Source organism: Algoriphagus sp. 10J20-15 (assembly GCF_055809615.1).
Window position 1 is genome coordinate 46,009 of the sequence record NZ_JBVVUG010000043.1, and the last position, 12,367, is coordinate 58,375.

Consider the following 12,367-nt stretch of genomic DNA (forward strand, 5'->3'; position numbering starts at 1 on the left):
AGCGGATCTTTTAGCCAGCTATCCGCAAACATGATCTTCATAACTTTGCTCGCCACCGGTGGTACTACCCCGAGCCATTTCACGATTCCATTGAGTGTTTTGTATTTAGGCAAGTTTTCTACAGGTTCTGAATTTGGCAGAGGTCCCTAGGAGGATGACTTTTGATCAATTGAGGAAACCTAGCAGCCAATCTCATCCCGACAAATCCCCCCATCGAAAGTCCTACAAAATGTACTCGACCTACGCATAGTTTTTGGATCAACTCTGCTGCATCTTCAGCGAGAGTATCCATATCAAATGGACCTTTCATCTTCACTCTTTCCCTGCCCTCTGATGATCATAGGCAATCACCCTAAAACGTGCCTGCAGAAACGCTATTTGATCCCTAAACATCTTGTGACTCCAAAGTAAACCATGTGAAAAAACAATGGTTTGCTCCCCAACTCCTTGATCCGTGTAGAAAATATCGACTCCGTTTACTTTGATTTGGGGCATTCTATTTTTTGTTTTTATGGTTAGCTCTTCGAACCCTAACCAGGAAAAGTCTTTCATACTCAATTTCAATTTATCTCTTTTCTAAAAATCTAAACCAGGCTGAGTGATTGTAAACCCTTCAGTCTCTTTTTGCTTATCTACTATAACCTTCACATCCTCCAAAAGTTTTTTAGAATCATAGACTGATTCCATCCTTGACAGTATACTTTACGCCTCCTACTCTGATTGGTTTATTATTCTCGTCTATCCGGATTGCGCCTGTGCCATAAAGTACTTTCAGATTTTGAAGTGGATTTTCTTCCAAAATGACAAAATCCGCCAACTTACCTACTTCTACTGAACCAATTTCCTTTTCCATGCCCAGCAGTTCTGCCCCATATAAAGTAGCAGACCTTAAAACTTCCAGTGGATGAAATCCAGCTTCTCTTAACAATTCAAGTTCTCTGATATATGCAAAACCATAAAGCTGATAGATAAATCCTGAGTCAGACCCTGTAGTCACCCTACCTCCTTTATTCTTATACTCATTTACAAGAGTCATCCACAGCTTATAATTTTCCTTCCATAGAACTTCCTCCTCAGTAGTCCAATCAAACCAGTAAGAACCATGGGACTGACGACTTGGGGCATAGAATCTCCAAAGCGATGGAAGTGTATATGCATCATGCCATTCCGCAGTGCGGGCACGCATCATATCCCGATTGGCTTCATAAATATTAAATGTAGGATCAAGTGTAAAATCCAATTCAAGCAATTCATCCATCACCTTATTCCAATGATCAGATCCAGGTTGAGCTGCTTGCTTCCAAAGTTTGCCTGCCTCAGCAAACCTATGCTGCTCATTTTGGTAATTATATTCTAATCTAAAGTCTTGAATCGTTCGATTTTCAAATAAGGCCTCTGGCAAACCGTACCAATGCTCCATTGAAGTCAATCCAGCTCTGGCGGAATTCAACACATTCCATCGAGCTACATCCAACTGTTGATGATGCATAGCAGAGCGAAGTCCAATTCTCTTGTTTTCAGAAATTGCAGCTTCCATTACCTCTGGATTTGCTCCAAAAAATTTAATACCATCTGCCCCTTTTTTCGCATTCTCATTTACCCAAGCTTTGGCTTGTTCGGCCGTTGTGATTGGAGCTTTTGCTCCTTGACCGAAACTGGTATAGGCTAGGATTCGCGGAGCTGTAATTTCATTGGCAGCTGATCTTTTCTTTTGATCAAGAACCCAATCCAATCCGTTCCCTGCCGATGGATCTCTAATCGTTGTGATGCCATGAGCCATCCAAAGCTTGAAAACATATTCAGCAGGTGTCCCCTGACCTCCTCCTCCTATGTGTCCATGAGCATCGACAAACCCCGGAAGCAAATAGTGTCCTTCTAGTTCATAAACTTTGTCATCTGGCCCCGCTTTTGGCCTACGGTTTTCATTAATTGGCATCCCAGGATAGCCGACAACCTGAAATCGGAGCAATCCTATTTTTCGCACCGACAATATCGTCACAGGGCCTACCGGAGGTGCACCGGTACCATCTATCAGGATCACACCTCTTAATATCAACCGTCCATATTGTCCATCGCCCTCGGTTCTGTCTCTGGCAGCGGCTTTTATTTGGCAAAAGGCTGAAAAAGGAAAGATAAAAGCCAAAAATGGCCAGCGAAGTAAAGTCTTTTTTTCATAGGTGATGGTCTGATTCAGCAAATAAGTTAAGTCTAAAAGTCACAACAAAAAACTGAAAAATGACGAAGTAAGGACACAAAAAAGCCCTGAAGGAGAATTCCAAAGGGCTTTTTTGAGGATTGTTGGTGGAAATTATAGATCTCTTAAACTTCTCCATGATGTCTTCAGAATCCTGTGAAGGAATATCCGCCATCATGAAAGAGATTTTGCATAGTAACTAATCTAGTGTAGTCAGAGAACATCGTAACGATATATTCTGCACAAGCTTCTGCTGAAGCATTTCCCAATGGAGAAAGAGCCTCGGCGAAATTGTAGAAGGAATCAAATCCTCCAATACCAGTTCCCGCCGTTGTTTTGGTTGGAGATTGAGAGATGGTATTTACTCTAACTTTCTTAAGCTTACCGAATCTGTATCCATAGCCACGTGCGATGCTTTCTAACAAAGCTTTGGCATCAGCCATATCTGTATAGAAAGGGAATACTTTCTGAGCTGCGATATATGAAAGACCAACGATCGACCCCCACTCATTCATCACATCTTGCTTTTCAGCTACCTGCATCATCTTGTGAAAAGAGATGGCAGACACATCGTAAGATTTCATTGCCCAATCGTAATTCAGATCACCGTATGATCTTCCTTTTCTGATGTTTGGGGACATTCCGATGGAATGCAAAAGAAAATCGAAGTTACCTCCAAGATACTCTTTTGCTTCAGCGTAGAGTTTCTCGATATCTTCTGTGCTCGTCGCATCCGCAGGAATCACAATAGTATCGCATTCCTTTGCAAGGTCATTGATAGCACCCATTCTCATGGCGATTGGTGCATTGGTCAATACAAATTTTGCTCCTTGCTCTTTCGCTTTAAGCGCTGTTTTCCACGCAATTGAGTTCTCGTCAAGAGCACCGGTGATGATTCCCAGTTTTCCTTTTAGCAAATTATCTGGCATATAGCTAGGGGGTTATTTTCAAAAATTACTGCCCAAAAATAGGAAAAAATAATCATTCACGCCTCGAAATTGATGCAATGAGGCAATTAGCGACGAAGCAACTCCTTTGCACTTTCTATTGCCGAAGCCGATGGTGTGGCTCCCGCAATCATTTTTGCCAACTCCATCACTCGCTCTTCATTTTCGAGCAATTTGATTTTGCTGACGGTTTTCTCAGATGAGTTGTCCTTATAAACAAAATAATGGAGATCACCTTGTCCTGCTACCTGAGGCAAATGCGTAATGCAAATCACCTGATGTCTTTTGGAAATGTCTTGCATCATCCCAACCATTTTCAACGCTACCTCACCTGAAATCCCGGTATCAATCTCATCGAAAATCAAGGTAGGCATGGCCATTTTATCAGCCATCAGGTATTTGATGGCAAAAAGCAATCTGGAAAACTCACCTCCTGAGGCTACTTTTTTCAGGGGCTGAGGAGAAGATCCTTTATTGGCTGAAAAGAGCAATTCGATCTCATCCATCCCATTTATCGCTGGCTCAATCCCCTTGTGTTCCATGACAACTTTGGAATTCTCCATTCCCAATCCGGCAAGTAAGCCTTCCAAAGACTTCTGGAAAGCAGTAAAACTCCCTTGCCTTTTCATACGAAGAATTTTTCCTGATTGCGCAACTTGTGCCTGACTCTCTTCAAGAAACTTCTTTGCTTTTGCTAACGTTTCGTCAAGATTCTGAACTTGAAAAACCTTATCAGCCAGCTCTTTTTCAAGCTCCATTAATTCTTCTACAGAAGCTACTCCATGTTTTTTCTGAAGCTGATAGATCTTACTTAGCCTATCCCGAGTTTCATCCAGTTTCTCAAAATCAACTTCAACCTTATTCTCCTCATCTCCAAGAGTCTCTTCTATGTCCTTCAACTCAATATTCACTGCCTGAAATCTTTCTCTTAGGCTAGCAAACACATGCGCCAATCTTTCCAATGATTGCATTCCATGCTGAATCTGAGACATTCCTTGGCTGATCCCAAATTGCTCATCTTGGAAGAGATTCAGCATTTCATTGATCTTCAATTTGATCTCTTCAGCATTTTCAAGGATTTCCTGACTAGATTCCAATTCGGCTTGTTCCCCTTCCTTCAGTCCTAAAACACTCAATTCTTCTAGTTGGAATTGATTGAAATCTGCTTCCTTTTGTAACTCAATTGCCTTTTTAGTCAGCTCATTGAATGATTTTTGAGCTTTTTGAAAAGATTGATAATCCGCTTTGTAATTTTTAAGTTCTTCCTGAGTTTGCGCAAAGGCATCTATTAAGCTGAGCTGATAGTTTCCTTCTCCTAGCTGCAAGGTGTCGTGTTGGGAATGGACATCCATCAAATAGCTACCTAGCGTTTTCAAGGCATCTAATAAGACTGGGGTGTCATTAACGAATGAACGGGATTTGCCTGCTGGACTGATTTCCCTTCTAATAATACAAATTGGCTCGTAATCTAACTCAGCCTTATCAAAAAAATCCTTCAAGCCGTAGTTTGCCACATCAAAAACTCCTTCGATAACACACTTTTTATCTTCATGTAGCAGGACCTTGGTATCTGACCTGTTCCCTAGAAGCAAACCTACAGCGCCAAGCATGATGGATTTACCAGCGCCTGTTTCGCCGGTAATCATACTAAGACCTTGACTTGGCTGCATATGCAGTTTGTCAATCAGAGCATAATTAGAAATGCTGAGAGATTTGAGCATGGGTAATGAGTTCGTTTGGGCAAAACTAAAAAATCGAGCTTAGCTTTTCAGCAGCTCATTGTACTTTCTCGCATTATTCGGGTCAACTTCCAGAAGTAGTTCGACAATTTCTGTCCTAATCTCCAAAGAAGCGTTTTTCATAATCGAGGTAATCTCGTCGCTTTTGGCATCCATAAATGAGATTACGAAGATGCCATTTGGCTGGGTTTTATTTGCCTCCGCCAAAATCCGGATGGCCTCAAGCATATTTTGATACGCTTCCTCTGGCTTAATCTGAAGAATATCCAAACCTTGACGATGATATAAATAATAAGCATCTCTAATTACAGAAAAAACCGACGAAGTATAAATGTCATTATTTAACGCATATCGATTTCGACGATCTGATGTACTCTGTGTCCACCCGCTGACTGGATTGCTGTGCATTATTTACAATATCATTTGCTGCAGCAAAGAATTCACTTCCACCTCTACTTTCAAATGTATCATAATCCAAACCTAAGGCTATCTGAGCATAAAATGCCAGCAAGGAACTTATATTATTTAAAAAGGTAAAACGATTAAATTCCAGGGCTGGGATTCTACGTAATCAAAACTCCAATTTCGATCTGCAAAATTAAAAACCAAGCTCTCATAGTTCGTACCATACACTGGCCTCACCGTCTGGATTTGGACGGTAGCATTGTATGTTCCCACTTGTGGCACATCATTTATCGTTATCAACAAATTCCCTTTGATACGTTCTTCAGGCCGAAATTCATCTGTTGTCCATGACCTTCCATTTAAAAATTGCTCAAAACTGGTCTTCATCTGAGCGAAAATATTGGTATTCTGAATTCTCGCGCGATCACTATTAATGATCACCGTAAAATTTAGCTCCTGAGAAAACCCAGTGAATGATTGACAAAAGAAGAGTAGAAGGATAATTCCTTTTTTCATGTATTTAAGTTAATCTTTCTTTGGCCACAAAGTCAGTTCGACCCCATGGCTTTCTAGATGCATGAACTCCAAACGATTAGTATATAGATATAATTGCATGCCTTGGATCATGATCGATTTCATAGTCCTAAAATAAGGAAATATAAAGGCTCAAACCCAAACAGGGATATTTTTGATTTGATCTATAATAAGATTAGCGATTTGGTTTTTAGGAGCCACATCCGACTCCACCTCTAATCCCGAAGCATGAAAAATATGCACCTTATTTGTATCTACTTGAAAACCTGCTCCAGATTCCTTCATGGAATTAAGCACAATCATGTCAAAATTCTTCTTCCCTAACTTGACCTGCGCATTTTTAGCTTCATTTTCTGTCTCCAAAGCAAAGCCAATATGAACTTGATTTGGCCTTTTCTCAGCCCCAAGTTTTGCGGCAATATCTACGTTTTTGACTAAAGAGAGCAATAGCGTAGAATCACTTTTTTTAATTTTCTCAGGGGCGATTTCTGCAGGCGCATAATCAGCTACTGCAGCAGCAAACACAAATATCCATTTGATCATGGATTTTTGAGGATGCTTCATACATCTCTTTGGCTGACTTTACATCCTGCCAATGAAAATTATCCTTATTTACTTTTAATGAAATCGGACCTGAAACGACAAAAACATCTGCTCCTCTGGACATAAAAGCATTTGCTAATGCGAGTCCCATTTTCCCACTGGAATGATTGCTGACGTACCTTACAGGATCTAGGGCTTCTTGGGTTGGCCCCATAGTGATCAGTACTTTTTTTCCTTTGAAATCAGTCTTGGTGGTGAAAAACTTCTGCACTTTAGAAACAATGTGCTCTGGCTCCATCATTCTACCTTTCCCTGATAATCCGCTTGCTAATTCTCCGGATTCAGCATCGAGTATGATATTCCCGAATGATTCTAATTTCTGAATATTTGATTGTACAGAAGGATGATGAAACATGTCCAGGTCCATGGCAGGCGCTACCATCACCGGGCATCTAGCTGACAGGTAGGTAGCAGATAAAAGATTATCGCAAATGCCATTTGCAAACTTGGCAAGGGTATTAGCACTTATAGGTGCTACTAAAAATAAATCCGCCCATAATCCTAGCTCCACATGGTTATTCCAAACACCAGTTTCATCTTTTTGAAATTGGCTTAAAGCAGGGCGCTTGGATAGTGTTGCTAGGGTGAGCGGAGTAATAAAGTCAAAAGCAGAAGTGCTCATAATAATTTGCACTTCTGCTCCTGCTTTAACTAGTAATCGAGTAAGAAACGCGGATTTATAGGCAGCTATACTACCCGTCACTCCTAAGATAATTTTCTTACCCTTAAGGCTCATAGAATTATTCAGCCGTTGGTTCCTCAGGGAATCGGCTATAAACTTTGCCTTCCATGAATTCTTCCATTGCTAACGTGCTTGGTTTTGGCATTCTTTCGTAAAACTTAGAGATTTCAATTTGCTCTTTGTTTTCAAATACTTCTTCCAAATTATCAACAGTAGAGGCAAACTCAGAAAGCTTCATATTCAACTCTTCTTTCAAAGTGTTGGAAATTTGCTTCGCTCTTTGACCTACAATATGAAGAGACTCATAGATATTCTCTGTTTTATCAGCGATTTTATCAAGATCTCTTGTAATGATTGATGGATTAATTGCCATATTCTTGTTTGATTATAATTCTATTTTATTTCTACTTTTTCTATTGTCTTGTTCTCAAGTGCCTTTGCTTTTTGCTCAGCCAAGCGTTGATTGTAGTCGGCTAAAAGAACAGAATGTGAGTCTAATTCTTCTTTAGCCTTCTCTTCAATATCTTTCACTTTTCCTGTAAAAGCGCTATTTGGATATCTACGATAAAATGAAGTTGCAAAACCTAAAGCATCCTTCAATCGATCTTCCTTTTTCAAAAACGCACTGTTCTCGGCATATCCAGTGCTTACCTCAACTAGCTTGTAAGCAAGCTCTTCATTATGCTTACTGTCTGGATAATCTTTCATGAAATTCTGAAAGTTGATAATGCAGGCCCTATAATAATCACCAGGGTACAAACCATCTTTCAGTCTATAGTACATAGAAGACTCCATATAGGCTTTTTCCTCAAATCTTCCTTGCAAATCAACTAGCATTTCCATCGCACGCTCATAGCTTGCAGAGGCTGGGAATTTAGTCACGAACTGTTGTATCGCAGACACTGCTTCCTGAGAACTCTGTTGATCAAGGTTGGCATCAGGAGCATCCAAGTAAAGGGAATACGCATTCATAAATAATGCTTCTTCAGCAAGAGGGCTCCTATTATATGTTCTGTAGAAATTACTGAAGTAGCCAGCAGCTTCTATGTATCTTTTAGTCTTAAAATGGCAATTAGCATAATTGTAATCTGCCAATTCTGCCTTCTCACTCCCTCTGATAACCGGCAACACCTTATCGTAAAGGATTATAGCTTTATTGTATTCTCCTTCCTGATAATATTTGTTGGCACCTGCGTATAATTCCTCCCAATTCGTGCTCTTCTCAAGCTTGTTGAATGGGCCGCAAGAACTCGCAGCAAGTATGATAAATAGTAATAGAATGGATTGTACGCGCATTTTCATTTTCAAGACCGCAAATATACGGGATAATTTTTCGGATTCAAATGGATGATTGCTAGTAGGTCAAGTCTTACTTCTTGACAACGAGCTTCTTGGTCACAATATTTTTATTGTCCAAGAAAAGGGTGTAGAAATATATCCCAGGATTGAAATCGGATACGTTGATTGGAAGAGTGCTTCGTTCTGGATCTAATTCATAATCTGCGATAGGATTTCCAATAAAGCTATTTATTGAAATTCTTGCTTTAACAGATTTGTTTTTAATGTTATAGTCAAATTGAGCAGTTCTAACACTTGGATTTGGATACACATCACTTAATACAATATCCTTGTAATCAAATTCATCAACTTTTTCTGATGGATCATCAACTTCATACCTAGCTTCAACGACAAATAGATCTCTTAAATTGCTCTCATTCACAAAAGATAAATCAAAAGACCCTCTTGTTTCAGCGATTCCCATATCAAAAACCAGATACAAATCAGTAAGTAACTCACCAGGTTCTAACGTCAATTTTATTTTAGCTAGGTCCTTTTTGGGGTCGTAGCATTTATCTCCAATACATACACTGACCTTCTGTGAAGACCCAATATTTCCACGAAGACTTTTTAACAGGTAAGTTTTTACTTGATTGGATTCGTTTTGAAGGATGATGGTTTTTCGCTGTGTAGAGCCTAAATCGCCTCGAAATTCTACTCCATCACTCAATACACGCACCTGTTGAGCCTCCGAAAATACGGGAACCAACAGCCAAAGCCATGTAAAAAATATGAGTAATCGTTTCATGTAAAGTTTTAATCGATAAGCCTTCAGTGTTGTAACTGTATTCAATATACGGACAAAAATATACCAATGGCTATGTATTAACAGAAAAATGCGGTTAAAATCTGTTAACCCTAATGAAATTTTTTAGGCGCTAGTACGTTAAGCCAAACCTAACACCCCCTACAACCGTGATGGAATCTTTTTTTCTGGTTTCCAACCGCGTTTTTCCAGTGATTTTTGGATCTCTTCCTCTGTAGGCAAAATTAATTCAACATCCGGCTCATTGAATAAATTTTCTGCATCTGGATCAATTTCTTCAGGCTTTCTCCACAAAAAAATATCTTCAAGTGTGGGCCTTTCCTCAAATCTCCAATTAAACCCTTCTAATCTGGAATTTTCTTCTGTAATAAGTTGGAAAGGAGTGAATTTGCCGTCAGGTTTGATCCCATAGGTGACACGTTGTATAGCACCATCCTTAAACCTGAGTTTGATATTCGCACTGAGCGTTTTATTGATCCCCTGGGAGATTGTATCTGCTTGCAAAGCAAAATAAAGAGATTCTCCATTGCCTTCAATATCAATCCTATCCATCTGGCCCTCTCTAAAATACCCATCCATAGTTCGACCCTTCATCTGGTTGAAGTTCATAATTGTATCCTGAGTGATGACAAATACTTTATCCTTCATGAAGACCCGCTCCAGTTCTTCATTTGCAATATAAAAAACCATACTATCAGCGGTAATTTGGCTTTTTTGATTCCACATCACCGGGCTTTTAAACAACTGTATTGAAGAATCCGCATAATTATAAACCAACGAATCTGCGACACCAGACATATCGGATTTCACTAACCTCACCGACCTAAATGCTAATAAATATTTCATAGAATCAGCTTCACCGTCCTGAGAAATCAAGGAATCTGAAGCCATGTAAAGTGTGTCTTTTTCAAAATACCTCCTTACCAATGCATTCCCATGAACCAAACTATACTTTCGCTCATCCCAATACTCTCCAACATCCCCAAACACTTCCACTTGCCGTTCTTTATTGAGCACACTCACATTTTCTTTACCCTCATAATAGGCATCCAGCTCGCTGTAGTACAACTCCTTCGCCTTAATCCTACTTGTTTCTGTCTCCACAACACCTTCATAGAACCTGAATTTCTTGCCCTGAGTATCATAAAAACTACCATTTTGAGCATCGAGGGTATTTCCTTCTGTTGATATCAGATTGGTCAGTCCTTTAGTTTCAGCAGTCTTCGGAATGGTCAAGTAAACCAAATCATTGGTTTTCATGGTATAGTCAGGGTTTACCAGTACCACGTTATTTTTGAAGGTGATTCTCTCAATATTTACTTCATATGTTCCTCTCTCACTAGTCAATACATTTACAGAATCAACTACTTTCCCTTCATTGAAATAATATGCAATATTCGCCTCACGGTCGTAATCAAGGAATTCGGTAGTAAGTGTAGTTTTTTGGTTAGTGAACACGACATTTTTCCGAAGCTTAGCCAGCTTTGTATTTCCATCATACTCAGCGTATTTGCTAGTAGTCTGTACTGGGTCTTCAGTGTCCACTATTCTCACATTCCCAAAAAGGCGTGCTCTGTTTTCCAATCTGAAGAAATGTGCAGAGTCACAATAAATTAGCGAGTTCTGATGCTTCATCTTCACATCCCCTACTAATCTTTCATACCCCTGACTACCGATTAACTCACCCGCACTATTAATCTCCAAAATGGATGTTTCTTGGGCTTGAGAAGAAAATGAAATGACCCAAAAACTCAGGACAAAGAAGAAAATACGAAATAAGGCTGGAGTCATAGCTGCACGAATGTGGACAAAATTACTAGAAAATGATATTTTTGATCAATGGTTGAAGCTTTTATCCGGCATATCCGGAACAAATCAATTTTAAATCCCTCCAAAACCTACCTATTGGCAAGCAGTGGCGGAATGGACAGCATGTGCTTAGGCAATCTTCTTACCAAAGCATCAATCCCTTTTGAAATAGCCCATGTTAATTTTCAGTTGCGGGGAGAAGAAAGCAACAAGGACGAAGAGTTTCTTAGAAATTGGGCTAAATCTTTAAGCATTCCTTTTCATGTTCATCTCGCTGACACCTACAGGTTCGCATCCGAAAGAAATATCTCTACGCAAATGGCGGCAAGAGAGATTCGCTATGATTGGTTTGAGAAATTAAGAGCAGAAAGAAACTTAGAAGGGATAATCATAGCACATCATGAGGATGATCAGATTGAAACTATCTTTCTAAACTTACTTCGAGGTACTGGTATTGAAGGTATTTACGGCATGGCCGAGCGTAGAGGCTGGATAATCCGCCCGATGCTACCTTTCAGCAGAACAGAAATTCAAGAATTTGTTCTGGAAAATGGTATTGAATGGAGGGAAGACAGTTCAAATGAAAAAACCGACTACAAGCGAAATAAACTTAGGCACATCAGTTTGCCTGCGCTTTATGAAGTAGCTGATGATGCAAAGTCAAACCTACTGAACAGCTTTGCCAGACTAAAAGATACAGGAAAGGCTTTCACAGCACTTTTTGAAAACTGGAAATCTGAGAAAATTACAGAATCTGAAGACCTTCAAATCCTATCATCGAAGGACTTAATCAGAAATGCAGGCGCATCTTCACTTCTGTACTTTTGGCTTCGCCCTTACGGATTCAATTCTGATCAAGCCCAGGATATTTTGGAAACCTGCCAATTCGGCGAATCTGGAAAGCTATTCGAAAGCAGCACTCATCTGCTCAATATTGATCGTGATCACCTGATATTAGCACCTATCCCGGCAGAATTTGATCCTATTTCTATCACTAAAAATGACATTGAGTTTTTCTTACCTGAAGGCAAGTATGACCTCCTTAAATTAGAAGCCCAAGAAGCTATAGACAAAAGCCGTCAAAACGCCATGCTTGACTTGGAACGTTTGAGTTTTCCACTTGAGGTTAGGACTTGGCAAGAGGGTGATAGATTTATTCCCTTGGGCATGAAAAATGCAAAGAAAATCTCTGACTTTTTGATAGATTTGAAGGTACCTGTGGTGAAAAAGCGGGGAATAAAAGTATTAATTTCAGAAGATCAAATAGTCTGGGTAATTGGGTATAGAATTGCTGATTGGGCAAAATCAACAGCAGCTACACGTAAATTACTTTATCTAAAAAAGCAATAA

General features: G+C 39.7%; 8 protein-coding genes and 4 pseudogenes. 1 reads left to right on the top strand and 11 read right to left on the bottom strand.

All coding sequences use genetic code 11. From position 1 onward, the window contains the following. Nucleotides 1-118: 118 nt before the first annotated feature. The 11 genes and pseudogenes from AC0L6R_RS18025 to AC0L6R_RS18075 form a co-directional block, all read right to left on the bottom strand. Nucleotides 119-310, bottom strand: a complete 192-nt coding sequence (locus AC0L6R_RS18025; protein ID WP_473272443.1) for an alpha/beta fold hydrolase — start codon at nt 308-310, stop codon at nt 119-121. Between the two features lie 2 nt (nt 311-312). Beyond that, nucleotides 313-495 (bottom strand): alpha/beta fold hydrolase, encoded by a 183-nt coding sequence (locus AC0L6R_RS18030; protein ID WP_473272444.1) that lies wholly within the window; start codon nt 493-495, stop codon nt 313-315. An 81-nt stretch (nt 496-576) separates the two neighbouring features. Continuing rightward, nucleotides 577-2,143, bottom strand: a pseudogene (locus tag AC0L6R_RS18035) (amidohydrolase family protein). 175 nt (nt 2,144-2,318) lie between these two features. Beyond that, nucleotides 2,319-3,123 (bottom strand): annotated as a pseudogene (locus AC0L6R_RS18040) (enoyl-ACP reductase FabI); the annotation flags it as partial. An 86-nt stretch (nt 3,124-3,209) separates the two neighbouring features. Continuing rightward, a complete protein-coding gene (gene recN / locus AC0L6R_RS18045; protein WP_473272445.1) occupies nt 3,210-4,862 on the bottom strand; it encodes a DNA repair protein RecN in 1,653 nt (550 codons plus the stop codon). 39 nt (nt 4,863-4,901) lie between these two features. After that, nucleotides 4,902-5,801: pseudogene (gene porD, locus AC0L6R_RS18050) on the bottom strand (type IX secretion system protein PorD). Between the two features lie 150 nt (nt 5,802-5,951). After that, a pseudogene (coaBC, locus tag AC0L6R_RS18055) lies at nt 5,952-7,158 on the bottom strand (bifunctional phosphopantothenoylcysteine decarboxylase/phosphopantothenate--cysteine ligase CoaBC). A gap of 4 nt (nt 7,159-7,162) precedes the next feature. Beyond that, nucleotides 7,163-7,477: a DNA-directed RNA polymerase subunit omega gene (locus AC0L6R_RS18060; RefSeq protein WP_283413995.1), complete on the bottom strand. Its 315-nt coding sequence runs from the start codon at nt 7,475-7,477 to the stop codon at nt 7,163-7,165. A gap of 20 nt (nt 7,478-7,497) precedes the next feature. Then, nucleotides 7,498-8,406: an outer membrane protein assembly factor BamD gene (locus AC0L6R_RS18065; protein WP_283413994.1), complete on the bottom strand. Its 909-nt coding sequence runs from the start codon at nt 8,404-8,406 to the stop codon at nt 7,498-7,500. Nucleotides 8,407-8,473: 67 nt separating this feature from the next. Further along, entirely contained in the window at nt 8,474-9,190 is a 717-nt protein-coding gene (locus tag AC0L6R_RS18070) for a T9SS type A sorting domain-containing protein (protein WP_283413993.1), read from the bottom strand. Between the two features lie 159 nt (nt 9,191-9,349). Next, on the bottom strand, nt 9,350-10,999 hold the full coding sequence (locus tag AC0L6R_RS18075) for an OstA-like protein (protein ID WP_473272448.1): 1,650 nt from the start codon (nt 10,997-10,999) through the stop codon (nt 9,350-9,352). 48 nt (nt 11,000-11,047) lie between these two features. Here AC0L6R_RS18075 and tilS point away from each other — a divergent pair, with 48 nt between their 5' ends. Beyond that, nucleotides 11,048-12,367 carry a tRNA lysidine(34) synthetase TilS gene (gene tilS, locus AC0L6R_RS18080; protein ID WP_473272449.1) on the top strand — a complete coding sequence of 440 codons (1,320 nt, stop codon included), beginning with the start codon at nt 11,048-11,050 and terminating at the stop codon, nt 12,365-12,367.

Bases quoted from the DNA above. Each gene is read 5' to 3' on its own strand.
- AC0L6R_RS18025 (WP_473272443.1), bottom strand. From the start codon at position 310: ATGAAAGGTCCATTTGATATGGATACTCTCGCTGAAGATGCAGCAGAG.
- AC0L6R_RS18030 (WP_473272444.1), bottom strand. From the start codon at position 495: ATGCCCCAAATCAAAGTAAACGGAGTCGATATTTTCTACACGGATCAA.
- recN (WP_473272445.1), bottom strand. From the start codon at position 4,862: ATGCTCAAATCTCTCAGCATTTCTAATTATGCTCTGATTGACAAACTG.
- AC0L6R_RS18060 (WP_283413995.1), bottom strand. From the start codon at position 7,477: ATGGCAATTAATCCATCAATCATTACAAGAGATCTTGATAAAATCGCT.
- AC0L6R_RS18065 (WP_283413994.1), bottom strand. From the start codon at position 8,406: ATGAAAATGCGCGTACAATCCATTCTATTACTATTTATCATACTTGCT.
- AC0L6R_RS18070 (WP_283413993.1), bottom strand. From the start codon at position 9,190: ATGAAACGATTACTCATATTTTTTACATGGCTTTGGCTGTTGGTTCCC.
- AC0L6R_RS18075 (WP_473272448.1), bottom strand. From the start codon at position 10,999: ATGACTCCAGCCTTATTTCGTATTTTCTTCTTTGTCCTGAGTTTTTGG.
- tilS (WP_473272449.1), top strand. From the start codon at position 11,048: ATGGTTGAAGCTTTTATCCGGCATATCCGGAACAAATCAATTTTAAAT.